Genomic DNA, 24972 nt, shown 5'->3' on the forward strand with positions numbered 1-24972 from the left:
CGCGAGCAGGCTCACTCCTACAGGGTTATGTGTTTTACACAAAATTCACGGTTGCTCGAGATCCCTTGTAGGAGTGAGCCTGCTCGCGATAGCGCCAGTCGGCTCAACCCATAATTTTCAGGATATCCCCCATGCTCCAACTGATCCTCGGCGGCGCCCGCTCCGGCAAAAGTCGCCTGGCAGAAAAACTCGCCAGCGAAAGTAATCTTTCGGTGATTTACATCGCCACCAGCCAACCCCTCGATGGCGAGATGAGCGATCGCGTCGCCCATCACCGCGCCCGCCGTCCCGTCGAATGGGCACTCATTGAAGAACCCTTGGAACTGGCCCGCGTCCTGCGCGAAAGCGCCAGCGCCGAGCGTTGCCTGCTGGTCGATTGCCTGACCCTGTGGCTGACCAATTTGCTGATGCTCGATGACGCCGAACGCCTCGCTGCCGAGCGCGAAGCCCTGCTCGACTGCCTGGCAGCCTTGTCGGGTGAAATCATTTTTGTCAGCAACGAGACCGGAATGGGTGTCGTGCCGCTGGGCGAATTGACTCGCCGCTACGTCGATGAAGCCGGTTGGCTGCATCAAGCTCTGGCCGAGCGCTGTCAGCGTGTTGTCCTGACCGTCGCCGGCCTGCCCCTGACTCTGAAAGGACCTGCGTTATGACTCAATCCTGGTGGCTGAACCCGTGTAAGCCGGTCGATCTCGACGTCGTTGAACAAGCGACGGCACGCCAGCAGCAACTGACCAAACCGGCCGGTTCCCTCGGTCGTCTGGAGGCGGTGGCAGTGCAATTGGCCGGTCTGCAAGGCCAGGTCAAACCCATGCTTGCACAGGTCTGGATCGCGATTTTTGCCGGTGATCACGGCGTAGTCGCTGAAGGCGTTTCGGCGTTCCCGCAGGAAGTCACCGGGCAGATGCTGCTCAACTTCGTCAGCGGCGGCGCGGCAATCAGCGTACTGGCACGTCAGCTTGGCGCGCAGCTGGAAGTGGTCGATCTGGGCACGGTGAGTCCCACGCTGAACCTGCCGGGTGTGCGCCACTTGAACATCGGCCCTGGCACGGCGAACTTCGTGCTGGGTGCGGCAATGACTCAGGCCCAGGGCGAACTCGCGTTGCAGGGCGGTCGCGATAGTCTGTTGCGGGCGAAAGCGGCGGGCGCGCAGCTGTTCATCGGTGGCGAAATGGGCATTGGCAACACCACGGCGGCGAGTGCCTTGGCCTGTGCCTTGCTCGATTGCCCGGTGGTGCATTTGACCGGCCCCGGCACCGGGCTGAATGCCGAAGGCGTCAGTCATAAAGCGCAAGTGATCGAGCGCGCGCTGGCATTGCACGCCGCACAGCGTGGCGATGTGTTGCAGACCCTGTTCAATCTGGGTGGCTTTGAAATCGCCGCGCTGGTCGGTGCGTGTCTGGCAGCGGCTCAAGAAGGTATTGCGGTGCTGGTCGACGGGTTTATCTGTACGGTCGCGGCGCTGGTTGCGGTGCGTTTGAATCCGGCCTGTCGCGAGTGGCTGTTGTTCGGTCACCGTGGTGCCGAGCCGGGGCATCGTCATGTGCTGGAAACTCTGCAGGCCGAGCCGTTGCTGGAACTCGGTTTGCGTCTGGGCGAGGGCAGTGGCGCTGCGCTGGCGGTACCATTGTTGCGTCTGGCCTGTGATCTGCACGGGCAGATGGCGACATTCGCCGAAGCAGCGGTGGCGGATCGTCCGGCATGACATTGCATCTGGATCTGCTGCGTCATGGTGAGACTGAACTCGGCGGTGGTTTGCGCGGCAGCCTCGACGATGCGCTGACCGAAAAGGGCTGGACGCAAATGCGTGCGGCCGTGGTCGGGGGCGGGCCGTGGGATCGGATCGTCAGTTCGCCGTTGCAACGTTGCGCGCGGTTTGCCGCAGAACTGGGTGAGCAACTGAACCTGTCAGTGCATCTGGACAAGGATCTGCAGGAACTGCATTTCGGTGCGTGGGAAGGGCAGAGCGCGGCCGCGTTGATGGAGATCGATGCCGAGGCCTTGGGGTTGTTCTGGGCCGACCCTTATTCGTTTACCCCTCCGCAGGGTGAGCCGGTCAGCGAGTTTTCCTCTCGGGTGTTGGCGGCTATTGCGCGCCTGCACGCCGCCTACGCGGGTCAGCGGGTGCTGCTGATCAGTCATGGCGGTGTGATGCGCCTGCTGCTGGCGCAAGCGCGAGGGTTGCCGCGCGAACAACTGCTCAATGTCGAAGTTGTTCACGGCGCACTGTTTGCGCTGACGATCGAGGCCGACGGTTCACTCAAGGAAGGCCTCTGACATGTTGCCGTTGTGGATCGCCCTGCAATTTCTCAGCAGCCTGCCGATTCGTTTACCGGGCATGCCCGAGCCCGAACAGCTTGGCCGTTCGCTGCTGTTTTATCCGTTGGTGGGGCTGCTGTTCGGCGTGATCCTGTGGGCGCTGAATCTCGCCTTGAGCGGCGCGCCATTGCTGCTTCACGCGGCGCTGTTACTGACGGTGTGGGTGCTGCTCAGCGGTGCGCTTCACCTTGATGGTCTGGCCGACAGCGCCGATGCCTGGCTCGGCGGTTTCGGTGATCGCGAGCGTACGCTGACAATCATGAAGGATCCGCGCAGCGGGCCGATTGCGGTGGTCACGCTGGTGTTGGTGTTGTTGCTCAAGTTTGCTGCGCTGCTGGCGTTGATCGAGCAGGGGCATGGAATCGCGTTGATCATCGTGCCGTTGCTTGGGCGGGCGGCGCTGTTGGGGTTGTTTCTGACCACGCCGTATGTGCGCGCGGGCGGGTTGGGGCAGGCGTTGGCGGATCATTTGCCGCGCAAGGCCGGGTGGTGGGTGCTGGGCTTCAGTGCGTTGGCCTGCTTGCTGATTACCGGATTTAGCGCGGTCGTCGCGCTGGTGATTTCGGTCGGTGTATTTGTCTGGCTACGGCAGGTGATGATGCGGCGGTTGGGCGGGACTACGGGCGATACGGCGGGGGCGTTGCTGGAATTGTTGGAGATGGTGGTGCTGGCTGGATTGGTTTTGGTCTGACAGTTTTGGATTGTCTGTGCTGGCCTCTTCGTGAGCAGGCTCGCTCCCACAGGGGATCGCATTGCAAATGTGGGAGCGAGCTTGCTCGCGAAGGCGGCCTCACCGGCAGAACAAATGTTATGGGTCAACTCATCTGTAACTTGATTTAACACAGTCGCGGGTATATACACGCATCATGCTTCCTTCTCAGTGTTTGTGCACCAACCTGCGTCGCGCCGCTCGTGGCGTCAGCAGGCATTACGACGGCGCTCTCGACGGCTTCGGGATCAACGTTGCCCAGTATTCTTTGCTGTGCAACCTGCAGCGTCTGGATCAACCGAGCATTTCCGAACTGGCCGAAGCCATGGGCCTGGATCGCAGCACCCTCGGGCGCAATCTGCGCGTGCTCGAAGGCGAGGGGCTGGTGGCGCTGGCTGAAGGCGAGGACATGCGTAACCGCATCGTCAAACTCACCGAAACCGGTGTGCAACGCTTGGCAGCGGCACTGCCGGCCTGGGAAGCGGCGCAGCAGCGGTTGATCGACCGACTGGGTGCCGAGAAGCGTGAAACCTTGCTCAGATTGCTGGATGAACTGGCCTGAGGCCGGTTTTTTTCCAAACTCAAGCGGGTATATACCCGCAAGCGGAGAATAACAATGACATCGATGTGGCGTACGTGCGGTTGGGTGTTGGTCGGGAGTGCGCTGATCCTGGCGTTGTCATTGGGCGTGCGGCACGGTTTCGGTCTGTTCCTGTCGCCGATGAGCGCGCAGTTCGGCTGGGGGCGCGAGGTGTTTGCTTTCGCCATCGCTTTGCAGAATTTGATCTGGGGCCTGGCGCAACCGTTTACCGGCGCATTGGCTGACCGCTTTGGCGCGGCAAAAGTGGTGCTCATCGGTGGGGTGCTCTACGCGGCGGGTCTGGTGTGCATGGGCCTGTCCGATTCGGCGGTGACGCTGTCACTGAGTGCCGGTCTGCTGATCGGTATCGGTCTGTCCGGCACGTCGTTCTCGGTGATTCTCGGCGTGGTTGGCCGAGCTGTGCCGCCGGAGAAGCGCAGCATGGGCATGGGCATTGCCAGCGCCGCCGGTTCGTTCGGCCAGTTCGCCATGTTGCCGGGCACACTCGGGTTGATCGGCTGGCTCGGCTGGTCGGCCGCGTTGCTGGTGTTGGGCCTGCTGGTGGCGTTGATCGTGCCGCTGGTGAGCATGCTCAAGGACAAACCTCTGCCGGTACTCGGCCATGAACAAACCCTGTCTGAGGCCCTGCGCGAAGCCTGCTCGCATTCCGGCTTCTGGTTGCTGGCGTTCGGCTTTTTCGTCTGCGGTTTTCAGGTGGTGTTTATCGGCGTGCATCTGCCGGCGTATCTGGTTGATCAACACTTGCCGGCCAGTGTCGGCACTACGGTGCTGGCGCTGATCGGGCTGTTCAATATCTTCGGCACCTACACCGCCGGTTGGCTCGGCGGGCGCATGTCCAAGCCGCGTCTGCTGACCGCGCTGTATCTGCTGCGCGCAGTGGTGATCGTGCTGTTCCTGTGGCTGCCGGTGACGACTACGTCGGCGTATCTGTTCGGCATGGCCATGGGGTTCTTGTGGCTGTCGACGGTGCCGTTGACCAACGGTACGGTGGCGACCTTGTTCGGCGTGCGAAACCTGTCCATGCTCGGCGGCATCGTGTTCCTGTTCCATCAGCTCGGTTCGTTCCTCGGCGGCTGGCTGGGCGGGGTGGTGTATGACCGCACCGGGAGTTATGACTTGATCTGGCAAGTGGCAGTCCTTCTGAGCCTTTTGGCGGCCGCGTTGAACTGGCCGGTGCGCGAACGGCCGGTCGCGCGCCTGCAAGCCGCAGCGAGCGCCGCATGAGTCGACTCTGGCCGCGTATCGTCATCAGCGCACTCGGCGCTGCTTTGCTGGCGCTGGTGTGGTGGGGCTGGCATCAGGGCGGTCTGGCGCTGATGCAGTTGGGCATGAGCATTTGCTAGAACGTGGCGTGGCGAGTAACGTCGAAGTCTGATGACTGCTCAAGGATGCTCGACATGCTGATGCGCTGGTGTGCTGTTCCCGCGTTGCTGATGGCGCTGACTGGTTTGGCTCAAGCGGCTGACTGTCCCGAATTGCTGCAAGGCTCGCTGCCCAAGTTGCGGGCCAAGGAATCCATTGACCTGTGCAGACAGTACGCCGACAAACCGTTGGTGGTGGTCAATACCGCGAGTTTCTGTGGTTTTGCCCCGCAGTTCGAAGGCCTTGAGGCGCTGCATAAGCGCTACGAAGGGCAAGGGCTGCAAATGCTTGGTGTCCCTTCCAATGACTTCAAGCAAGAGTCCAAGGACAGCGCCGAAACCGCCAAGGTCTGTTACGCCAATTACGGCGTGACGTTCGCCATGACCGAGCCGCAGAAAGTCCGTGGCGATGACGCGACGCATATGTTCCAGGTGCTGGCCGCGCAGAGCAGCGCACCGAAGTGGAATTTCTACAAATATGTGGTCGATCGCCAGGGCAAGGTCATCGCCAATTTCTCCAGCCTGACCAAGCCTGATGATCCGGAGTTTATCGCTGCGATTGAAAAGGCTATCGCCTCGAAACCCCTGAAGCCCTGATCTGTAGGAGCTGCGGCACGCTGCGATCTTTTGATTTGAAAAAACAAGATCAAAAGATCGCAGCCTCGTTGCACTCGACAGCTCCTACACGTGTCGCAAACATCAGGCATTAAAAAGCCCCGCCTCTGCAAAGAGAGCGGGGCTTTTTGTGGGCGAGGGATTAGCCTCGCCGCGCAGCATCAGAAGCGGTAGGTCGCGCCGACACCGAAACCGTTTGCCGAGTTTTCATACTTGGCATCGTAGGTCTGGCCACGATCGTTTTCGTTGCGGATCTTGACCGACTCTTCCTTCAGGTACGAGTAGGCAACGTCGATGGTCAGGTCTTCGGTCGGGCTCCAGCCTGCGCCGATGCTGAAGATGGTCCGGTCGCCGGTAGGAATACGTGGCGAACGGTCGACGTTGTTGGTCGGCGACTGGTCGAAGGTCAGGCCGGTACGCAGTACCCATTCCTTGTTCAGCTGGTACGAAGTACCCACGGCGTAAGCCCAGGAGTCGTGCCAGTTCTGGTCTTCGGTGATTTCACCGAACTGACCGGCCAGCAAAGGCTGCACACCAGAGTTCTTGACGGTGATTTTTTCCAGCTGGCTCCAGCGGGTCCAGGTCGAACCGGCGTAAACGTTCCAGCGATCGTTGATCGCCTGAGTAACCGAGAAGTCGATGGATTCAGGCGTGGTGATCTTCAGCGAAGCGTCGTACTTCTGGTTGGCGCCCAGACCGATCGCACCGAGCACACCGTAGTTGACCTTGGTGTTGCCTTCGAGCTTGTAGTCGACCTTCGAGTGGTAAGTCAGACCCAGGCGCGTGGTATCAGTGGCTTGTACCAGCACACCGACGTTGTAGCCCAGCGCGGTGTCGTCACCCTTGATCTTGACCTTGCCATCCGGCGCGGCCTGGGTGATCGACAGGTTGGATTCCAGCGTGCCGTCGATGCGGTTGATGGTCGGACCAAAACCGATCGACACCTTGTCGTTGAAGGCGTAACTGACGGTTGGCTGGAAGGTGATCACTTGTACTTCGGACTTGCTGCCGAAGTAACGGCCGGCAAAGCCTTTTTCGTAGTCGGTAATCAGGCCGAACGGCACGTAGACGCCGAGGCCGAATGCCCAATGATCATCGATCGGTTTGACGTAGAAGCCCATAGGTACGGAGGTGAAGGGCACCATGTCGCCTTTGTTGCTGCCGCCGTTAGGGCTGGAGCTGCCATCGCTGATATCGGTTTTTGCATCGAGGAATGCAACGCCGCCAGTGACTTGTTCGCGCTTGAGGCGCGACATGCCGGCAGGGTTGCCATAAACAGTGCTTGCGTCGTCGGCAGAAGAAGATCGCCCAGCGTAACCAGTGCCCATCCCGCTGATACTGTGTTCGTTGATGGCAAAGCCAGCTGCGAAGATCTGGGTGGATGCCATGGTAACGGCGAGGCTAAGGGTGGTTTTGAGCATGACTTTTTTCATTATTAGAACTCCTGGTGATCACCGGGGCGAAAATTACCAAGATTTTCGTCCCAGCGCTATAGTCCGTATGCCTTGAGTTAGAGCGGTTTTGTAGGACAATCCGACCAGATTCGCGACCTGTTGGTAGATCTTCTGAAACCGGACGGTCAGCAAGCGACCTGATTCACCGTTGAAACACAGGTGTGCCAAGCGTAAGTGAAGTCGCGCAGACGACCTTGGGGTTGAAAGGTCTGACGCCAGATACGCGCCATTCCCAGCAAATCGTTGGAATCGGGGAGTGTTGGGTTGTGCTCTTCCACCAGCAGCCAGGCAATGGCCGTGGCGTAACGCAGATTCACCGTCAGTTCCAGATGCGGGCCGGTCAGGAACGCATGTTGACTGGCGAGTCCGCGTACCAGGCTGGCACGTTCCGGATCGAGTGCAAGATAATCATCCCAAAGGGCTTGATGGCGATGCTCGGCGATGCGGTAGAGGCCGTGGCCGCGGCGGTCATGCAGGGCGGAACCCAGGGCTGACTGACTGGCGGCGATGCCCAGCAGCAGAGATTCGGCAGTCGCGCTGTGACGTCCCAGGTAGATCAGCGTAGGACGGATCACGTAGCGGCACAGTTCGCTGGCAGCGATACCCATAAAACCCTCGGTTCTTGTTATTAATGGCGAGTCCTGAAGGGGGGCTTGGCAGCTGTGGATCGGTTCAGGCTCGCCGCAAGCGGATCACGCCGCTTGAGTTGAAGTGTAGTGTCATATTCGCGACGTAAAGGCCTGTTTTTAAAATATTTCCGGCTTCGAGTTATAACCGTTATATCCGTTGGTGCTTAAGCGCCGGCGGCTAAAAGTGAAACATCAGGCAATAAAAAGCCCCGCATTTTTGTGCGAGGCTTTTGCTTTTGCAGCCTTTTCGGCTCTCAGGCAACCAGTGCCTGACGGGTACGATCGATCACGGCCTGCAGCGGTTCAGCGCTGGAGTACTGATCGGGGTACAGGCGCTCGCTGTGGCGGGCGATGCCGTGTTCGTTAACCAGTGTGAAGCTGAAGCAGCCTTTGCGAGCGGCCATGATCAGGCAGTTCATTGGTGCAAAAGCGTTGGTTAGGGTGCGAATGGCATCCTGAGTATGGATTTGAGTAGACATAGTTATTAGGTGTTCCTACAAATGACACGGATAAGAACCGTGCAACGTTAAAACGTTCCAGTAACGTCGACCACCATTGGTCGAACGAAGAACCCGACTGGAACAAAGCAGCCAGTTTGAAGCGCTGATAAGTTGGCGCGCTTGGGCTGGCAGGTAGGTACTTAGGAGGGCAGGCATCACAACGAGGGCAAAGGTTCTGGGCCCGGGGTGAAGATCCTGATCAATTTGCAGGTTGGTTCGGTCAGAGTAAGTATTCTTCGCAACACCCTTCGCATCATTCGAAGGCAGTGTCGTCGCAAGATTTACCTGGAAACCATCGAGGGGTCGTTCCCGCTTTTTCGGTAGGGCTTCTTGGTAGAAGGCTGACCGTGGGGATGTGTTCGACCGGAATTGACTTTCAGCTTGGTACTAACGCCGCGGATACTAACGGATCGAAACAGGTAAAGCAAACTTCGTGTAGAAAAAGATTGCAGCCAGAGATTGAGCCTGCTTTTCGTGTTTGCTCAATTGCCCGCAATTGGCGCATTTTTCGACCGTCGGTCGGTGAAGATATCTTCATCATGCCGCGCGATAGACCGGCTTATCCCCAAGCCTGACCCTAAAACGACCCGAAAAAGCGCATCGATATAACCAGGTAACAGGTACTTGTGCACATTAGTTGCGCAAGCTGTAACAGCGCTGTCATACCAATCCTGACTCCAATGGCTGCCTGCATCGAAAGTTTAAGTCAATGAAAAACATCGCTTTTTTTTGTTGGTGAAAAAATCGTCAGTTTGACTGCGAGCCCCATTCCATAAGGCTTTGCGAGGGTTGGAGGACGGTTGTCCACTGAGTTATCCACAGCTTCTGTGGATTGTCCCGAGCGCTTGCTCTAGGACGGGCGTGCCGGGTTGTTTTTCGACTTTACCTGTAAGAAAAAGAGAGTAGAGTGGCGCGCCTTCCGATTCGTCCCACAGTGCTTTATGAAGTCTCGCTCAGTATCAGACTCTGTTACCTCACAAACTCTTCCTGTTACCTCGCCCAAGCGATTTTCCGTTCGCGTTGCCGAATGGCTGCTCGACAGCCCGCGCCTGAGCGACAGTCATAACGCCAAACACCTTGCTGGCCGCCTGCTCAAACAACCGGCGCGTGATGGCGTGGTGGCTGCGCAAAGCCGACTCGGCCAACTGATGTGCCGCGAGTGCGGTAACGCACGGGATCGTCGCATCGGTCAGGATCTGCTGCGCCAGGCCGCCCGTGCCGGCGATCGTCGCGCGCAGCGGGAACTCGGTCTGCTCGAAGACTGAGCTGTCCAAGACCTGACACCTTGGTTAACCTTCAGGCTTTATCGAATCGGCAGGAGTCGCTATGGCTATGGACTTGACCAGCGTGTTGCTCGGTCTCGCAGGGGCAGGGCTGCCGTTGTTGGCACTCGCCTGGCAACTGCAACGCCGGGCGAGCAATGGCCAAGCCGAGGTCGCCTTGCTCGAAGAACGGCTGGCCATGGCACAACTGGCCCAGGACGGACTCAACGCGCAGCTCGACGCCAGCCGCGATGAAATCGCCGATCTCGGCCAGGCCAATGCCGCCAAGCAGGCTGATCTGGCGGCTTTGCGTCGGGAAGTCGAACTGTTGCAGATCGAACGTGACGACGCCCGCGATGCCTCCCACGCCTGGAACCTCGAACGCGCCAATAAGGAAGCTGAGCTGCGCCGCCTCGACGCACAGGCCGCTTCGCTGAACGCCGAACTGCGCGAGCAACAGGAAAGCCACCAGCAACGCCTCAACGACTTGCAAGGCTCGCGAGATGAACTGCGTGCGCAGTTTGCCGAGCTGGCCGGGAAGATCTTCGATGAGCGCGAGCAGCGTTTTGCCGAGACCAGTCAGCAACGGCTCGGTCAGTTGCTCGATCCGCTCAAGGAACGCATTCAGTCCTTCGAAAAACGTGTGGAGGAGAGTTATCAGGCCGAGGCCCGCGAGCGTTTCTCGCTGGCCAAGGAGCTGGAGCGCTTGCAGGCGCTCAATCTGCGGCTGAGCGACGAGGCCACCAACCTGACCCGCGCCCTCAAAGGCCAGAAAACCCAAGGCAACTGGGGCGAGCTGATTCTCGAACGTGTGCTCGAACACGCCGGTCTGGAGAAGGGCCGCGAGTACCAGACCCAGGTCAACTTAAAAGGCCCGGATGGCGAGCGCTTCCAGCCTGACGTGATCATCTATCTGCCGGGCGACAAGCAAGTGGTGGTGGATTCCAAGGTGAGTCTCACCGCGTATCAGCAATACGTGGCTGCCGACGACGACACCCTCGGACAGATCGCGATCAAGCAGCACGTACTGTCGTTGCGCAATCACGTCAAAGGCTTGGCCGGCAAGGACTACAAGCGTTTGGAAGGTCTGCACAGCCTCGATTTCGTTTTGCTGTTCGTGCCGATCGAAGCGGCGTTTTCGGCGGCGTTGCAGGCTGAGCCATCACTGTTTCAGGAAGCCTTCGACCGCAACATCGTCATCGTCAGCCCGACCACATTATTGGCGACGCTGCGCGTGATCGACAGTCTGTGGAAGCAGGAGCGCCAGAGTCAGAACGCCCGGGAAATCGCCGAGCGCGCCGGGTGGCTGTACGACAAGTTCGTGCTGTTTATTCAGGATCTGGACGAGGTTGGCAATCGCCTGCAACAGCTGGATAAAGCCTACAGTTCAGCGCGTAACAAGCTGACCGAAGGGCGCGGCAATCTGGTCAGTCGCAGTGAACAACTCAAATTGCTCGGTGCGCGGGCGAGCAAGAGCTTGCCGGCGGACTTGCTGGAGCGGGCGATGACCGACGTCGATGGTCTCGTCGAACTCCCTGAATAAAGATCAAAAGATCGCAGCCTCCGGCAGCTCCTGCATGGGTATGGCGTACATCCTGTAGGAGCTGCCGGAGGCTGCGATCTTTTGCTTCTATAGCGGCAAATACCGACTCAACAACGCCCGTAACGCCGCCGGTTTCACCGGTTTGGCCAGGTAATCCAGCCCCGCCGCGTGCACCTGCGCCACCATCTCCGGTCGCCCGTCAGCACTGATCACCACCCCCGGCACCGGCTCACCCAGATGCGTGCGCAACCACGCCATCAACTCGGTGCCGGTATCCCCGTGATCGAGGTGATAGTCGACCAGCGCCACTTGCGGTCGCACGCCGTCGTTCAACAACGCCGCGCATTCCTCACGATTACGCGCCGTCCACACCTGACAACCCCAGCGGCTCAATAAGCTGTTCATGCCGATCAGAATGCTGTCTTCGTTGTCGATGCACAGCACCTGCGCGCCGCTCAGCAACTTGCCGTTCAATTCGACGGCGGCGCTCGCCGGCACCGCTTGTGAGCGAGCCAGCGGCACGCTGACGCTGAACACACTGCCGCGTCCTGGCCACGAACGCACACGCAAGGTATGCCCGAGAACGCGGCACAAACCATCGGCAATCGCCAAACCCAGCCCGAGGCCTTTTTCAGCGCGGGTCTGATGACTGTCGAGGCGTTTGAACTCCTCGAAAATTACCTGCTGTTTATCTTCCGGGATCCCCGGCCCGCGATCCCATACTTCCAGGCACAGCTCGCCGCCGCGTCGGCGCACGCCCAGCAGCACGGGGCCTTTGGCATAGCGGAATGCGTTGGTGAGAAAGTTCTGCAGAATCCGTCGCAGCAATTTGATGTCGCTGTCGATGCGCAAATGACTGCCACGCACACGGAAGGTCAAACCTTGTTCCTGGGCCAGTGCCTTGAACTCGGCACCGAGAATGTCGAACAGCTCATTGACGGCGAACGGCTTGCGGTCGGGGTTGATCTTGCCGTTTTCCAGTCGGGAGATATCCAACAGATCGCTGATCAAGTCCTCGGCCGAGCGCAGCGAGCTGTCGAGGTGCTGCACCAGTTTCTGCGCCTCGCTGCTCAAGCCGTCGTCCTGATGGGAGAGGGCGGCGGAGAACAGTCGAGCGGCGTTCAGCGGCTGCATCAAGTCATGGCTGACTGCCGCGAGGAAACGGGTTTTCGACTGGTTGGCCGCCTCGGCAGTGCCCTTGGCTTCGGTCAGTGCGACGTTGAGTTGCGACAGTTCCTGGGTGCGTTCGCTGACTCTTTGCTCCAGCCCTTCGTTAGCTTCGGTCAGCGCTTGTTCGGCTTCGCGGAACGCGGTGATGTCGGTGAAACTCATGACGAAGCCGCCGCCCGGCATCGGGTTGCCGATCAACTCGATCACTCGGCCGTTGGGGAACAGCCGCTCAGACGTGTGCGCGCGGCCCTGACGCATCCAGTGCAAACGGCGGGCAACGTGCACTTCCGCTTCACCGGGGCCGCACAAACCGCGCTCGGCGTTGTAGCGAATAATGTCGGCGATCGGTCGGCCGACGCTGATCAAACCGTCCGGGTAGTTGAACAGTTCCAGATAACGCCGGTTCCACGCCACCAGTTTCAGCGACTGGTCGACGACGCTGATGCCTTGGGTAATATTCTCGATCGCACCTTGCAGCAGGGCGCGGTTGAACTGTAGGACCTCCGAAGCTTCATCGGCGATTCGGACTACATCCTCCAGTTGCATTTCCCGACCTTCGATGGCGGCTTTTACTACAGCACGCGTCGAAGAAGCGCCAAGCACACCGGCCAGCAAGCGCTCGGTGTGGGCGATCCATTCGCCGTCGGCATTCTGGTTCGGGTTGAAGCCTTTGCCTTGGCGATAGGCGAAGCGGATGAAGCTTTGGCGAGCACGTTCTTCACCGACAAAGCGCGCGGCCAGTTGCAGCAAGTCGTCGATCTGCACCGCCAGCATTGAGCGTGCACTCGGCCGCGCGCTGATTTCCTGACCGATGAAACGCCCGGCCTGCCAATGCTCGGATACTCGCGTACGCGACAGCACCGAAACCCAGGCAAACAAGGTGAAGTTACCGGCCAGCGACAACACCACACCTTGGGTCAGTGGGGTAATCGGCAGGTTCAGCGGATTACTGTGCAACCACGCCAGCCCCGGAAAACTGCTGAGCGACCAGCCAAGGCTGTGCGCGGCAATCGGCAGGATCAACGTGTAGAACCACAAGAAAGTACCGGCGGCCAGACCTGCGAAAACACCGCGACGGTTGGCCTGTTTCCAGTACAGCGCGCCGAGCATCGCTGGCGCCAGTTGGGTCACCGCAGCGAAGGCAATCTGGCCGATGGTCGCCAGGCTGGCAGTGGAGCCGAGCAAGCGATAGCTGACGTACGCCAGCAACAGAATCACCACGATGCTCACGCGGCGAACCGAGAGCATCCACTGACGGAACACTTCGAACGGGCGCTCGGCGTTATTGCGGCGCAGCAACCACGGCAACAGCATGTCGTTGGAGACCATGGTCGACAACGCCACGCTGGCGACAATCACCATTCCGGTTGCCGCTGATGCGCCACCGATAAACGCCAGCATCGCCAGCGCCGGATGCGCCTGCGCCAGTGGCAGGCTGATCACGAAGGAGTCGGGAAGTACGTCGCTGGGCAGCAGCATCTGACCGGCCAGCGCGATCGGGACTACAAACAACGCGGCCAGCGCGAGATAGGCAGGAAACACCCATTTGGCCAGACGCAGATCCTGCGGATCGATGTTCTCCACCACCGTCACATGGAACTGCCGGGGCAGGCAGATGATCGCCATCATCGCCACGCCGGTTTGCACCACCATCGACGGCCAGTTGATGGTTTCTTTCCAGTATTCCTCGAGGCGCGGGGCGAGCATGGCCTGGTTGAACAGGTCATCGAAACCGTCATACAGGCCATAGGTGACGAAGGCGCCAACGGCGAGAAACGCGAACAGTTTTACCAGCGATTCGAAAGCAATGGCCAGCACCATGCCACGGTGGTGCTCGGTGGCATCGAGGTTGCGCGTACCAAAAACGATGGTGAACAGCGCCAGCACCAGCGACACGATCAGCGCGGTGTCCTGGGCGCGGGTGCCCATGGCGTCGGCACCGGCACCGATCAACAGGTTCACGCCGAGGACGATACCTTTGAGTTGCAGGGCAATGTAGGGGAGGACGCCGACCAGGCAGATCAGCGCCACGACCACCGCCAGCGATTGCGATTTGCCGTAGCGTGCAGCGATAAAGTCAGCGATGGAGGTGATGTTCTCCTGCTTGCTGATCATCACCATTTTCTGCAGAACCCACGGCGCGCCCACGAGCAGCAGGATAGGCCCAAGATAAATCGGCAGGAATGACCACAATTGTTCCGCCGCCTGGCCAACGGCGCCGAAGAACGTCCAGCTGGTGCAGTAAACCGCCAGCGACAGGCTGTACACCCAGGCACGCATACGCGGCGGCAACGGCGCGCTGCGTCGGTCGCCGTAGAAGGCGATGGCGAACATGATGGCCATATAGGCCAGGGCGACGGCGGCGATCAGCCCGGTGGACAGCGACATGCAACACTCCCGACAAAAGACTCCCCGGTACTCCTGCCCGGGCGGACAGTCTCGCATGTGCCGGGCGGTTAGTCAGTGTCGACCAAGGTCGTGGCGTGGCGGGGTGTCGCAGGGCGAGAACCGGGTGGTTTTTGCGGTGACGTTACCGAACACAAAACCCTGTAGGAGCTGTCGAGTGAAACGAGGCTGCGATCTTTTGATCTTTGCCATCAAGATCAAAAGATCGCAGCGTGCCGCAGCTCCTGCATGGGGATCGGCGTCAGTGCTGGTTCAACGCAATATCAATCAACCGATGCAGCTCATCCACCTCCAGCGCTGCCGCCGAAAACAGGATCCGGAACACCACCGGCGCCACCACCAGATTGATCAACCGATCAACACTCGGCGCCGCCTCATCGGGATGTCGCTCAACAATCGTCTGCAATTGCGCGCCAATGATCGTCACGCAATAGCCCGGCGTAGCGCTGGCCTGTACGTCGCGCATCATGTTGCGGCCGGGCTCGGAGCTCATCTCATCGAGATACTGCTCGGCCCACGCGCGAATATCACTGCGCAAGCTGCCGGTTTGCGCCGGCTCGCTGTCCGGTCGCATGCGGGCGAGGGCGACGTCGGCCAACAACGCCGACAAGTCCCCCCAACGCCGATAGATCGTCGATGGCGTAACCCCCGCACGTGCGGCGATCTGCGGGACGGTCACGGTCGAACGCTCCTGCTCCTGCAGAAGTGCGCGAACTGCCGAATGAATTGCATCTTGCACCCGGGCGCTGCGGCCGCCGGGGCGTAAACCTTCTTTAATAGCCATGGCGCAGACCTTAACACAAAGAATTTGCTTTAAGCGCGAGGCAGTAGCACACTCCGCAAAAGCAAAAAGTTAGCTTTTGCGGAGTGTGCAGATGAACAGCCTTGCTTCTAACCGTTCCAGCCTGTGGTTTCTGGCGATAACTCTACTGAGTTTTCTCGCCGCCTCCACTGCACCGACGCCGTTGTATCACCTGTATCAGGATCAACTGCATTTCTCGGCTGCGGTGCTGACGCTGATCTTTGGCGTCTATGCGCTCAGCCTGTTGGCGGCTCTATTAACAGTCGGTTCGCTATCCGACCACTTGGGACGCAAGCCGGTGATCTTCACCGCTGTGCTGCTCAACGCGTTGGCGATGCTGCTGTTTATCTACGCCGACAGCGTGGCGTGGCTGATCAGTGCGCGTGTACTCCAAGGTTTTGCTACCGGCATGGCCACCGCCGTTTTAAGTGCGACGTTGCTCGACACTGATCGTCAGCAAGGGCCGTTGATCAACAGTGTGGCGCCGTTGCTCGGCATGGCCCTGGGCGGCATGGGCTGCGGTTTGTTGGCCGAATTTGCGCCGGCACCGTTGGAGCTGACCTATTGGCTGCTGTTCGCACTGTTTGTATTGCAGGGCATTTATGTCTGGCATTTGCCAGAAAGCGTCACCCCGCAAGCGGGAGCGTGGGCCTCGTTGCGGCCGACTTTGCATGTGCCGGTGCAGGCACGTTCAACGTTGTGGCGAGTGTTGCCGCTGAACACCGCAACCTGGGCGCTCGGTGGTTTCTACGCCTCCCTCGCGCCATCGCTGGTGCGCACCGCCACCGGTTCCACCTCCAACCTGATCGGGGGCGCAACCGTGGCTGCCCTGACGGTGACCGGAGCATTGATGATTTTCACGCTGCGCAATCGTCCCGCGTTTCGGGCGTTGCAGTTGGGTGCGAGCCTGTTGCCGATCGGCCTGGTGTTGATTCTGCTGGGGGTGCACAGCGCCAGTCTGTCGCTGTTTTTCCTCGGTACGCTGGTGGCCGGTTGTGGCTTTGGCTCGGGATTTCTCGGTGCGGTACGCAGCTTGGTGCCGCTGGCCTTGCCCCATGAGCGCGCGGGGTTGATGGCGGCCTATTACGTGCTCAGTTATCTGGCGTTCTGCCTGCCGGCGTTGCTCGCCGGGCACTTGTCGCGTAGCTACGGTTTGCTGGCGACCACCGATGGTTACGGTGCGGTGTTGATTGTGCTGGCGGTTGGATATTTGTTGCTGTCATTGCGGGAGCAATCCGATTTGCTCAAGGCGTAAATGCGGGGCCAACAAAAAATCATCATTGATGGCATAAGGCCGGTTCTTTAGCATGTCCTCCCCCATAGGCGCTGCGCCTGCACAAGGACTGTAAGAGAGATGAGTATGGAGCTGGTGAAGCGCTTTGAAGAACTTCACGGAGAGTTGAAGCCGGCAGAGCGGCATTTGTTTGAGCGATCCCAGAACGGCCTTTACGCAAACGTAAGTGAAGAGCTTCCTGACGAGGGGACGACGAAAAACGTTATCCGCGCCTCATTTATACGGTTGTTATTGCTGGCTTACTCCGCAAGAGCAAGTTTTGGTGAGGCCCTGCGCTTGAGGGGGGCGTTCATTGAAGGAAAATTCGATCTTGATGGGCTGTGTGTCACGATCCCGGTTGCTCTTGTTAAGTGTAGATTTACGCAGCCTATTTGTTTCAGGGGCACAGAGTTCAAGCATTCTGTGGGGTTCAGCGAATGCGCATTGACGTCATTATTTGGCCAACGACTTTCTATCAATGGCGATCTGGCTTTTATCAAGGTGCAAACTCGCGGAACAGTGAATTTACTCAATGCTCGAATTTCCGCCAGTTTGAAATGTGGTGGCAGTCAGTTTGACGGTCAAAACCAAAAAGCACTGGTTGCTTCGGGCGCTGAAATCAATTCTGTAGTTCAACTGACCAAGAAGTTTTCTGCCAAGGGCGGTGTGATTTTTCGGTCGGCAAAAATAGGCAGCTCGTTTGACTGTGACTCGGGTACCTTTTCGGTCGACGAAGGCGAATCGCTGGATTTCGATAAGGCCGTGATCGGTGGTTCGGTATTTTTGCACGAAGGTTTTTCATCGACCGGAACGATCCGAATGTCGGGCGTCAGAATCTTTGGTCAACTCAGTTGCATAAATGGACGGTTCGATGGCAACCGCAAAGGCCGCGCGCTGAATATGGAGCGTGGATATGTCAGAAACAATGTTCTCTTCAGTCGTGGTTGCGAGGTCAGGGGTGGATTGTTTCTGGCAGGCTGCACTATTGATGGAAATCTCGGGTTTGATGATTCCTCGATTGACGAGATAAAGGCCCATGAAATCAATGTAAAAGGGCGTTTAAGTCTGAGTGATGTGAGGTCCGAGCCGAAGCTGGTTTCACTGTGGGGAGCAAGAGTTTCTTCTCTTCACGATGATTTGAAGTCTTGGGGAGGGCACCCGATTCTGAACGGCTTCGTCTACGAGGCCATTGATGTCAGTAATCCGATGCCTGTCAGCGAGCGTATTGTTTGGCTGAAAAGTCAAAAAACCAGCTACGAGTCGCAAAAACGGAATGTTTCATCGCAAGCGGAAGACTTCCGTCCTCAACCGTGGCGTCAGTTGCAGCAGGTATTGGAGTTGATGGGCCGCACTGAAGAAGCCAAAGAAATCGCCATTGAATATGAACACTGCCTGCGCAGGTTCGGATTGATTGGCCAAACACCGGGAAATTGGTACGGCTGGTATCGACGGTTATATGCCTGGTGGGCGAGGTGCTTGCATATTTGCTACGGCCATCTCACCGGTTTCGGCTATCGTCCGATGGTTTTGCTGCCCTGGTTCACTCTGGTATGGGGCTTTTGTACATTCATCTATTGGGGGGCGGCCAATGTCGGGATATTCGCCCCAAGCAATCCGCTGATATTTCAAAACGAGGCATATGAAACCTGTCGGCCTGATCGAGAGCAGGTTTGGTTAAGTAAGCGCGATGATCGATTGCCGATAGAGCTTCCAAAGGCCTATAAGGGGGAGGGTAATTGGTATCTGTGTAATGATTTGCGCGAGGAATACACAGGGTTCAGTCCGATCGCTTTTTCACTCGATTTATTGCTGCCCTTGGTCGATTTGCATCAGGAGAACGACTGGGCCCCACTTATTGAAACCCCAAAAGCTAATCCGGTTTATGAGTTTTTCAGCTTCTTTACTAGTGGCAAGCGGTTTGTCAGATTTGTAATGTGGTGCGAGATTCTTGCTGGCTGGGGCTTCAGCCTGCTATTTGTGGCAGTGGTTTCTGGTTTGGCGCGCCGCAAGGAATAGGTTGCTTTCATGAAGATTATTCGCAGCAAAACCTTCACCGCCGAGCGAGCCTGGGACGCGCTGGACATCGCCAACATGAATGGCATCACCACGCGCCTGCACTGGACGGATCAGCCGTACAAATGGCACGTCAACGACGGCGAGGAAGTGTTTGTGGTGCTGGATGGCCAAGTGCTGATGCATTACCGCGAGCAGGGCGAGGAAAAGCAGGTGCAGCTGGATGTCGGTGACATCTTCTACGCGAGCGTCGGCACCGAGCACGTTGCCCATCCGCAAGGCGCAGCACGGATTCTGGTGATCGAGAGCGAAGGCAGCGTCTGACGCTTATTGGTAAAACAGATAACAGTTAGAGATATTACCCGTTATATAGATATTCGATTCGGTTCTACCATGAACTCAACCTCACCTGAGGACAGGAGTTCATGATGATTTGCCCCAACAGCGCCAAACCCGGCATCAAGCCATTCAGCCAGCTTCAGCATCCGCGCGAAGTGATTCGCCAGTTCACCCCGAACTGGTTTGCCGCCACCATGGGCACGGGTGTGCTGGCGTTGGCGCTGGCGCAACTGCCCTTGGCCATTCCAGGTCTGCACGCCATCGCCGAAGGTTTGTGGTTGTTCAACATCCTGTTGTTCAGCCTGTTTACCGCTGCCTACGCCGCGCGCTGGATTTTGTTCTTCGATGAAGCGCGGCGGATCTTCGGCCACTCCACGGTATCGATGTTCTTCGGCACCATTCCCATGGGCCTGGCGACGATTATCAACGGTTTTCTGCTGTTCGGCCTGCCACGTTGGGGCGACGGCGTGATTCATCTCGCCGAAGTATTGTGGTGGATCGATGTGGCCATGTCGCTGGCCTGTGGTGTGTTGATTCCGTACATGATGTTTACCCGCCAGGAACACAGCATCGACCAGATGACTGCGGTTTGGCTGCTGCCAGTCGTGGCAGCAGAAGTGGCGGCGGCCAGCGGTGGTTTGCTCGCACCGCATCTCACCGATGCCCACTCGCAACTGGTGGTACTGACGACGAGTTACGTGCTCTGGGCCTTTTCCCTACCGGTAGCGTTCAGCATTCTGACGATCCTGCTGCTGCGCATGGCCCTGCACAAACTGCCCCACGAAAACATGGCCGCCTCAAGCTGGCTGGCTCTCGGCCCGATCGGCACCGGCGCGCTGGGTATGTTGCTGTTAGGCGGTGATGCGCCAGCGATTTTCGCGGCAAACGGTCTGCCGGGCATCGGTGAAATCGCCTCGGGTCTGGGGCTTATTGCCGGCATTACCCTGTGGGGTTTTGGTCTGTGGTGGATGCTGATGGCGCTACTGATCACCGTGCGTTACTTGCGTGACGGCATCCCGTTCAACCTTGGCTGGTGGGGATTCACCTTCCCATTGGGTGTGTATTCTCTGGCCACTTTGAAACTGGCTAGCACCCTGAACCTGACGTTTTTCAGCGTTGTCGGCACGCTGTTGGTGATGTTGCTGGCGGTGATGTGGCTGATCGTCGGTAAACGCACCTTGCAAGGCGCCTGGCGTGGCGAGCTGTTCGTCTCGCCGTGCATCGCAGGTTTGAAGAAATAACCTGAAAAGTTTAGGTAAGGTGTGGCCTGGATCGCGGTTCGATAATCCAATAAGCAGTACCCAGGCCTCTCTACCTTAAACATCAGGGAAACACGGAAGATGAGTCACCCCTCACAGTTCAACCTGCTGCGCACCCGGCGCTTCTTGCCGTTCTTCATCACGCAGTCGCTCGGCGCCTTCAATGACAACGTGTTCAAGCAGTCGCTGATCCTCGCCATTCTCTATCGGCTGACCATCGAGGGTGACCGCTCGATCTGGGTCAACCTGTGCGCGTTGCTGTTTATCCTACCGTTTTTTCTATTCTCGGCACTGGCCGGGCAGTTTGGTGAAAAGTTCGCCAAAGACGCACTGATTCGTCTGATCAAACTCGCGGAAATCGCGATCATGGCCGTGGGATCGATCGGTTTCCTCTTCGATCACCTGTCGCTGATGCTGGTGGCGCTGTTCGCCATGGGTACGCACTCGGCGCTGTTCGGGCCGGTGAAATATTCAATCCTGCCGCAGGCATTGCGCGAGGATGAACTGGTTGGCGGAAACGGCCTGGTGGAAATGGGCACGTTTCTGGCGATTCTCGCCGGGACGATTGGCGCCGGGGTCATCATGTCATCGACCCACTACGCGCCGCTGGTCTCGACCGCCATTGTCGGCATTGCCGTGCTGGGTTATCTGGCCAGCCGCAGCATTCCGCGCGCAGCGGCATCCTCCCCGGAAATGCGCCTGAACTGGAATATCTTCAGCCAATCCTGGGCCACCCTGAAACTCGGTTTGGGCCAGACTCCGGCGGTATCGCGTTCGATTGTCGGCAACTCATGGTTCTGGTTTGTCGGGGCAATTTACCTGACGCAGATTCCGGCCTATGCCAAAGAGTGGATGCACGGTGACGAAACCGTCGTCACGCTGATTCTGACGGTGTTCTCGGTCGGTATCGCGCTCGGCTCGATGCTCTGCGAGAAACTGTCCGGGCGCAAAGTCGAGATTGGCCTGGTGCCGTTCGGCTCATTCGGTCTGACCGTGTTCGGTCTGCTGCTGTGGTGGCATTCCGGTGGAATCCCCGACAGCGTCACCGGCCACAGCTGGATTGAAGTGCTGGGCTTTGTGCACACCTGGGCAGTGTTGATCGACATCCTGGGCCTCGGGATTTTTGGCGGTTTCTACATCGTGCCGCTGTATGCCTTGATCCAGTCGCGCACCGCCGAGAACGAGCGGGCACGGGTGATTGCCGCCAATAACATTCTCAACGCATTGTTTATGGTGGTCTCGGCCATCGTCTCGATCGTGCTGCTGAGCGTGGTCAAGCTATCGATTCCGCAGTTGTTCCTTGTGGTGTCGCTGCTGAACATCGGCGTCAACGCCTACATCTTCAAGATCGTCCCCGAGTTCAGCATGCGCTTCATGATCTGGCTGCTCAGCCATTCCATGTACCGCGTCGAGCACCGCAACCTTGAGGCGATTCCGGATGAAGGTGCGGCATTGCTGGTGTGCAACCACGTGTCGTTTGTCGATGCCTTGCTGATTGGCGGCGCGGTGCGTCGGCCGATTCGCTTTGTCATGTACTACAAGATCTACAACCTGCCGGTGCTGAACTTTATCTTCCGCACGGCGGGGACGATTCCGATTGCCGGGCGTAACGAAGACATCCAGATCTACGAAAAGGCCTTCACGCGCATTGCTCAATATCTGAAGGATGGTGAGTTGGTGTGCATCTTCCCGGAAGGCAAGTTGACCGCCGATGGCGAGATGAACGAATTCCGGGGCGGGCTGACGCGGATTCTGGAAGAGACGCCGGTGCCGGTGATTCCGTTGGCGTTGCAGGGGTTGTGGGGGAGTTTCTTCAGTCGCGATCCGAACAAAGGCTTGTTTCACCGGTTGTGGTCGCGGGTGACGTTGGTGGCGGGAGCGCCGGTCGACGTTGAAGCGGCTGAGCCAGCGAAGTTGCAAGGTTTGGTCGGGGAGTTGCGCGGGGCAGTTAGATAACCGCTGATTGAGCAGGCCTCATCGCTGGCAAGCCAGCTCCCACAGAGATCTACAGTGAACATATAATTTATGTACACCACCGAACCTGTGGGAGCTGGCTTGCCAGCGATGGGGCCAGTGGCTTAAGCGCTGACCTTGAGGCCAATCAAACCCGTGATGATCAGCGCCACACTGGCCAGCCGAATCAACGCCATCGACTCGCCAAACAGAATGATCCCGGCAATCACCGTGCCCACGGCGCCGACTCCAGTCCAGATCGCATAAGCCGTGCCCAACGGCAATTCTTTCATCGCCAGACCCAGCAGGCCAAGGCTGATGGCCATGGCCGCAACGGTCAACACTGTAGGGAGCGGGCGGGTGAAGCCGTCGGTGTATTTCAGGCCGACGGCCCAGCCGACTTCGAACAGGCCGGCGAAAAACAGAATGATCCAGGACATGAGAGACCTCCATCGATTGATGGGGTCGTCCCCAGAGTAATGACTCGATCGAGCCGCAGGGTCGTCCCCGCGTTGCGCGCTATTTTGACCAGCATTAACCCGGGGATCAAGTTTCGAGGTCAGTCGGCCGCTTGCTGCGACAGTGCCTCGCGATCTTCCTTCTCGCTCATGCGCCGGAAATACGTCGACAGCAGTGCGCCGGAAATATTGTGCCAGACGCTGAACAGCGCACTCGGCACCGCCGCCAATGGCGAAAAATGCGCACTGGCCAATGCCGCGCCCAACCCCGAATTCTGCATGCCCACTTCCAGTGCCAACGACTTGCGCTGGGCCAGCGGCAACTTGAACAGGCGCCCGGTGAAGTAGCCCAGCAAATAACCGAAGCTGTTGTGCAGCATGACCACGGCCATGATCAGCAGACCGGATTCGGCGATTTTTGCCTGGCTGGCGGCCACCACGGCGGTGACGATAATCACGATGCTGACCACCGACACCAGCGGCAATACATCGACGGCGTGACGAACCTTGTCACCGAGCAAACGCTGGGCAACTACGCCGAGAATGATCGGCAGCAACACCACTTGCAGGATCGACCAGAACAGCTCCATGAACGACACCGGCAGCCACGCTGAAGCCAGCAGCCAGATCAGCGCTGGCGTCAGCAGCGGGGCGAGGAGGGTGGTGACGGCAGCAATGGCCACCGACAACGCCAGATCACCACGGGCCAGCCAGGTCATGACGTTGGAAGAAGTGCCGCTCGGGCAGCAGCCGACCAGAATCACTCCGACGGCGATTTCCGGCGGCAGGTGGAACACTTGGCAGAGCAACCACGCCACACCGGGCATGATCACGAAATGCGCGACTACGCCCAACGCTACACGCCACGGGTGGCGGGCAACGGCAGCGAAGTCGTCGAGTTTGAGGGTCAGGCCCATGCCGAACATCACCAGCCCGAGCAGCGGCACGATCGCGCCTTTGAGACCGAGGAACCACGCCGGTTGCAGGAACGCAATCACCGCGAAAATCAGAACCCAGTAAGCGAAGGTGTTGCCGACAAAGCGGCTGAGTGCAGCCAGTGCGCGCATGGCTTGATCCTTATTATTGAAAGAACAACACAAAACATTGTGGGAGCGAGCCTGCTCGCGAAAGCAGTGTGCCAGACACATTAATGTTAACTGTCACTGCGCCTTCGCGAGCAGGCTCGCTCCCACAGTTTTGAAACTCTCCAGGCGTTAGATCCCCTGCGGAGTCTCTTCCCCACCCAATGCTTCAACCAGCGCCGGCAGGAAGTCGCCAAACGTCAGCATCATCAGGGTGAAGCTGGCATCCAGTTGACCCAGTGCCTCATCGCCGCCGTCCTGTTCAGCCTGATCCTGCAACAGATCTTCGAACTTCAGACGTTTGACGGTCATCTTGTCATCGAGCATGAACGACAGTTTGTCCTGCCAGGCCAGCGACAGTTGAGTAACGACTTTGCCGGTGCTCAGGTGCAGCTGGATTTCTTCGCTGGTCAGGTCCTGACGTTTGCAACGCACGATACCGCCATCTTCGTGGGTGTCGCGCAGCTCGCACTCGTCGAGTACATAGAAGTCATCGGCGGCTTTTTGCGTGGTGACCCATTCGGTCATGACTGCTGTCGGCGCCATTTTCACGGTCAGCGGACGGACTGGCAGGGTGCCGATCACTTCACGCAGGGTCGACAGCAGGTCTTCGGCGCGTTTCGGGCTGGCCGAGTTGACCAGGATCAGGCCCTGTTTCGGCGCGATGGCGGCGAAGGTCGACGAGCGACGGATAAACGCGCGCGGCAGGAAGGCCTGGATGATTTCATCCTTGATCTGATCGCGTTCCTTCTTATAGACCTTGCGCATCTGCTCGGCTTCGATCTCTTCGACCTTTTCCTTGACCGCGTCGCGCACGACGCTGCCCGGCAGAATGCGTTCTTCTTTACGCGCGGAAATCAGCAGGAAGTCACCGCTGATGTGCACCAATGGAGCATCTTCGCCTTTGCCGAACGGCGCGACGAAACCGTAGGTGGTCAACTCCTGGCTTGCACATGGACGCGCCAGTTTGGTGGCCAGTGCAGTTTCCAGCGCCTCGGCATCGACAGGCAGGTCTTGGGTCAGGCGATAGATAAGCAGGTTTTTGAACCACATGGGGTGAGTCTCTCCTTTATACAAAGGGGGGCATTATTGTCTTCGCCGTGGCATAGGCCAACCCTTCTCTAAGCCTTTGGAAGGCCTGAGAAAATTATTTAAAAAAGTGCTTGCCAGAGGTTGGGTCGCTCCGTAGAATGCGCGCCACACCGAAGCGAAGGGTGATTAGCT

The 24972-nt window shown here is 58.6% G+C and carries 23 protein-coding genes; 15 read left to right on the forward strand and 8 right to left on the reverse strand.

Annotation, left to right across the window (positions count from 1 at the left end):
* The first annotated feature begins 131 nt into the window (after positions 1-131).
* From cobU to FGA82_RS08905, 8 genes are all read left to right on the forward strand, one after another.
* The gene (cobU, locus tag FGA82_RS08875) at positions 132-653 is read left to right on the forward strand and encodes a bifunctional adenosylcobinamide kinase/adenosylcobinamide-phosphate guanylyltransferase (RefSeq protein ID WP_141126797.1); all 522 of its coding nucleotides are present in this window, start codon (positions 132-134) and stop codon (positions 651-653) included.
* Positions 650-1705, forward strand: coding sequence for a nicotinate-nucleotide--dimethylbenzimidazole phosphoribosyltransferase (cobT, locus tag FGA82_RS08880; protein WP_141126798.1), 1056 nt, complete (start codon positions 650-652; stop codon positions 1703-1705). Before cobU ends, cobT begins: the two co-directional genes overlap by 4 nt.
* Positions 1702-2277: an alpha-ribazole phosphatase family protein gene (cobC, locus tag FGA82_RS08885; RefSeq protein ID WP_141126800.1), complete on the forward strand. Its 576-nt coding sequence runs from the start codon at positions 1702-1704 to the stop codon at positions 2275-2277. Before cobT ends, cobC begins: the two co-directional genes overlap by 4 nt.
* A 1-nt stretch (position 2278) precedes the next feature.
* The gene (locus FGA82_RS08890) at positions 2279-3010 is read left to right on the forward strand and encodes an adenosylcobinamide-GDP ribazoletransferase (RefSeq protein WP_141126801.1); all 732 of its coding nucleotides are present in this window, start codon (positions 2279-2281) and stop codon (positions 3008-3010) included.
* A 175-nt stretch (positions 3011-3185) separates the two neighbouring features.
* A complete protein-coding gene (locus FGA82_RS08895) occupies positions 3186-3590 on the forward strand; it encodes a MarR family winged helix-turn-helix transcriptional regulator (RefSeq protein ID WP_007919794.1) in 405 nt (134 codons plus the stop codon).
* Positions 3591-3644: 54 nt separating this feature from the next.
* Positions 3645-4853 (forward strand): MFS transporter, encoded by a 1209-nt coding sequence (locus FGA82_RS08900; protein ID WP_141126802.1) that lies wholly within the window; start codon positions 3645-3647, stop codon positions 4851-4853.
* Complete coding sequence (locus FGA82_RS32685; RefSeq protein WP_016987843.1) at positions 4850-4972, forward strand: hypothetical protein; 123 nt, start codon at positions 4850-4852, stop codon at positions 4970-4972. The genes FGA82_RS08900 and FGA82_RS32685 overlap by 4 nt, the downstream gene beginning before the upstream one ends.
* 54 nt (positions 4973-5026) lie before the next feature.
* On the forward strand, positions 5027-5587 hold the full coding sequence (locus FGA82_RS08905) for a glutathione peroxidase (protein WP_141126803.1): 561 nt from the start codon (positions 5027-5029) through the stop codon (positions 5585-5587).
* Positions 5588-5766: 179 nt separating this feature from the next.
* Here the strand turns inward: FGA82_RS08905 and FGA82_RS08910 are convergent, their stop codons facing one another.
* From FGA82_RS08910 to FGA82_RS08920, 3 genes are all read right to left on the reverse strand, one after another.
* Positions 5767-7038 (reverse strand): OmpP1/FadL family transporter, encoded by a 1272-nt coding sequence (locus tag FGA82_RS08910; RefSeq protein WP_141126804.1) that lies wholly within the window; start codon positions 7036-7038, stop codon positions 5767-5769.
* 146 nt (positions 7039-7184) lie between these two features.
* The gene (locus FGA82_RS08915; RefSeq protein WP_141126805.1) at positions 7185-7667 is read right to left on the reverse strand and encodes a hypothetical protein; all 483 of its coding nucleotides are present in this window, start codon (positions 7665-7667) and stop codon (positions 7185-7187) included.
* Between the two features lie 275 nt (positions 7668-7942).
* The gene (locus tag FGA82_RS08920; RefSeq protein ID WP_003214941.1) at positions 7943-8167 is read right to left on the reverse strand and encodes a hypothetical protein; all 225 of its coding nucleotides are present in this window, start codon (positions 8165-8167) and stop codon (positions 7943-7945) included.
* A gap of 962 nt (positions 8168-9129) precedes the next feature.
* On the opposite strand from FGA82_RS08920, the gene FGA82_RS08930 reads away from it, so the two are divergent.
* Complete coding sequence (locus tag FGA82_RS08930) at positions 9130-9453, forward strand: sel1 repeat family protein (RefSeq protein ID WP_141126806.1); 324 nt, start codon at positions 9130-9132, stop codon at positions 9451-9453.
* 175 nt (positions 9454-9628) lie between these two features.
* Positions 9629-10993 (forward strand): DNA recombination protein RmuC, encoded by a 1365-nt coding sequence (rmuC, locus tag FGA82_RS08935; RefSeq protein ID WP_171057259.1) that lies wholly within the window; start codon positions 9629-9631, stop codon positions 10991-10993.
* Positions 10994-11080: 87 nt separating this feature from the next.
* On the opposite strand, the gene FGA82_RS08940 is transcribed toward rmuC, so the two are convergent.
* Positions 11081-14551 (reverse strand): hybrid sensor histidine kinase/response regulator, encoded by a 3471-nt coding sequence (locus FGA82_RS08940; protein ID WP_141126808.1) that lies wholly within the window; start codon positions 14549-14551, stop codon positions 11081-11083.
* A gap of 259 nt (positions 14552-14810) precedes the next feature.
* Positions 14811-15353, reverse strand: a complete 543-nt coding sequence (locus FGA82_RS08945; protein ID WP_141126809.1) for a TetR/AcrR family transcriptional regulator — start codon at positions 15351-15353, stop codon at positions 14811-14813.
* 91 nt (positions 15354-15444) lie between these two features.
* Here FGA82_RS08945 and FGA82_RS08950 point away from each other — a divergent pair, with 91 nt between their 5' ends.
* From FGA82_RS08950 to FGA82_RS08970, 5 genes are all read left to right on the forward strand, one after another.
* The gene (locus FGA82_RS08950) at positions 15445-16626 is read left to right on the forward strand and encodes an MFS transporter (protein ID WP_141126810.1); all 1182 of its coding nucleotides are present in this window, start codon (positions 15445-15447) and stop codon (positions 16624-16626) included.
* Between the two features lie 99 nt (positions 16627-16725).
* Positions 16726-18660 carry a membrane-associated oxidoreductase gene (locus FGA82_RS32425; RefSeq protein ID WP_249384231.1) on the forward strand — a complete coding sequence of 645 codons (1935 nt, stop codon included), beginning with the start codon at positions 16726-16728 and terminating at the stop codon, positions 18658-18660.
* 9 nt (positions 18661-18669) lie between these two features.
* Positions 18670-18981, forward strand: a complete 312-nt coding sequence (locus FGA82_RS08960) for a cupin domain-containing protein (RefSeq protein WP_141126811.1) — start codon at positions 18670-18672, stop codon at positions 18979-18981.
* 104 nt (positions 18982-19085) lie between these two features.
* Entirely contained in the window at positions 19086-20237 is a 1152-nt protein-coding gene (locus tag FGA82_RS08965) for a TDT family transporter (protein WP_141126812.1), read from the forward strand.
* Between the two features lie 99 nt (positions 20238-20336).
* The gene (locus FGA82_RS08970; RefSeq protein ID WP_141126813.1) at positions 20337-22211 is read left to right on the forward strand and encodes an MFS transporter; all 1875 of its coding nucleotides are present in this window, start codon (positions 20337-20339) and stop codon (positions 22209-22211) included.
* A 122-nt stretch (positions 22212-22333) separates the two neighbouring features.
* Here the strand turns inward: FGA82_RS08970 and sugE are convergent, their stop codons facing one another.
* The 3 genes from sugE to rdgC form a co-directional block, all read right to left on the reverse strand.
* Positions 22334-22648: a quaternary ammonium compound efflux SMR transporter SugE gene (gene sugE / locus FGA82_RS08975; RefSeq protein ID WP_003223093.1), complete on the reverse strand. Its 315-nt coding sequence runs from the start codon at positions 22646-22648 to the stop codon at positions 22334-22336.
* A 119-nt stretch (positions 22649-22767) separates the two neighbouring features.
* Complete coding sequence (locus FGA82_RS08980; protein WP_141126814.1) at positions 22768-23733, reverse strand: bile acid:sodium symporter family protein; 966 nt, start codon at positions 23731-23733, stop codon at positions 22768-22770.
* 147 nt (positions 23734-23880) lie between these two features.
* Positions 23881-24801: a recombination-associated protein RdgC gene (gene rdgC, locus FGA82_RS08985; RefSeq protein WP_141126815.1), complete on the reverse strand. Its 921-nt coding sequence runs from the start codon at positions 24799-24801 to the stop codon at positions 23881-23883.
* Between the last annotated feature and the right edge of the window lie 171 nt (positions 24802-24972).

This window comes from Pseudomonas fluorescens, from assembly GCF_005938625.1.
GTDB lineage: Bacteria > Pseudomonadota > Gammaproteobacteria > Pseudomonadales > Pseudomonadaceae > Aquipseudomonas > Aquipseudomonas fluorescens_BD.

Coding starts and splice junctions, on each gene's coding strand:
- FGA82_RS08930 (WP_141126806.1), top strand. CDS start 9,130: ATGAAGTCTCGCTCAGTATCAGACTCTGTTACCTCACAAACTCTTCCT.
- FGA82_RS08950 (WP_141126810.1), top strand. CDS start 15,445: ATGAACAGCCTTGCTTCTAACCGTTCCAGCCTGTGGTTTCTGGCGATA.
- cobC (WP_141126800.1), top strand. CDS start 1,702: ATGACATTGCATCTGGATCTGCTGCGTCATGGTGAGACTGAACTCGGC.
- FGA82_RS32425 (WP_249384231.1), top strand. CDS start 16,726: ATGAGTATGGAGCTGGTGAAGCGCTTTGAAGAACTTCACGGAGAGTTG.
- FGA82_RS08910 (WP_141126804.1), bottom strand. CDS start 7,038: ATGAAAAAAGTCATGCTCAAAACCACCCTTAGCCTCGCCGTTACCATG.
- cobT (WP_141126798.1), top strand. CDS start 650: ATGACTCAATCCTGGTGGCTGAACCCGTGTAAGCCGGTCGATCTCGAC.
- FGA82_RS08905 (WP_141126803.1), top strand. CDS start 5,027: ATGCTGATGCGCTGGTGTGCTGTTCCCGCGTTGCTGATGGCGCTGACT.
- FGA82_RS08900 (WP_141126802.1), top strand. CDS start 3,645: ATGACATCGATGTGGCGTACGTGCGGTTGGGTGTTGGTCGGGAGTGCG.
- FGA82_RS08960 (WP_141126811.1), top strand. CDS start 18,670: ATGAAGATTATTCGCAGCAAAACCTTCACCGCCGAGCGAGCCTGGGAC.
- FGA82_RS08915 (WP_141126805.1), bottom strand. CDS start 7,667: ATGGGTATCGCTGCCAGCGAACTGTGCCGCTACGTGATCCGTCCTACG.
- FGA82_RS08920 (WP_003214941.1), bottom strand. CDS start 8,167: ATGTCTACTCAAATCCATACTCAGGATGCCATTCGCACCCTAACCAAC.
- cobU (WP_141126797.1), top strand. CDS start 132: ATGCTCCAACTGATCCTCGGCGGCGCCCGCTCCGGCAAAAGTCGCCTG.
- FGA82_RS08895 (WP_007919794.1), top strand. CDS start 3,186: ATGCTTCCTTCTCAGTGTTTGTGCACCAACCTGCGTCGCGCCGCTCGT.
- FGA82_RS08890 (WP_141126801.1), top strand. CDS start 2,279: ATGTTGCCGTTGTGGATCGCCCTGCAATTTCTCAGCAGCCTGCCGATT.
- rdgC (WP_141126815.1), bottom strand. CDS start 24,801: ATGTGGTTCAAAAACCTGCTTATCTATCGCCTGACCCAAGACCTGCCT.
- FGA82_RS32685 (WP_016987843.1), top strand. CDS start 4,850: ATGAGTCGACTCTGGCCGCGTATCGTCATCAGCGCACTCGGCGCTGCT.
- FGA82_RS08940 (WP_141126808.1), bottom strand. CDS start 14,551: ATGTCGCTGTCCACCGGGCTGATCGCCGCCGTCGCCCTGGCCTATATG.
- sugE (WP_003223093.1), bottom strand. CDS start 22,648: ATGTCCTGGATCATTCTGTTTTTCGCCGGCCTGTTCGAAGTCGGCTGG.
- FGA82_RS08965 (WP_141126812.1), top strand. CDS start 19,086: ATGATTTGCCCCAACAGCGCCAAACCCGGCATCAAGCCATTCAGCCAG.
- FGA82_RS08945 (WP_141126809.1), bottom strand. CDS start 15,353: ATGGCTATTAAAGAAGGTTTACGCCCCGGCGGCCGCAGCGCCCGGGTG.
- FGA82_RS08970 (WP_141126813.1), top strand. CDS start 20,337: ATGAGTCACCCCTCACAGTTCAACCTGCTGCGCACCCGGCGCTTCTTG.
- FGA82_RS08980 (WP_141126814.1), bottom strand. CDS start 23,733: ATGCGCGCACTGGCTGCACTCAGCCGCTTTGTCGGCAACACCTTCGCT.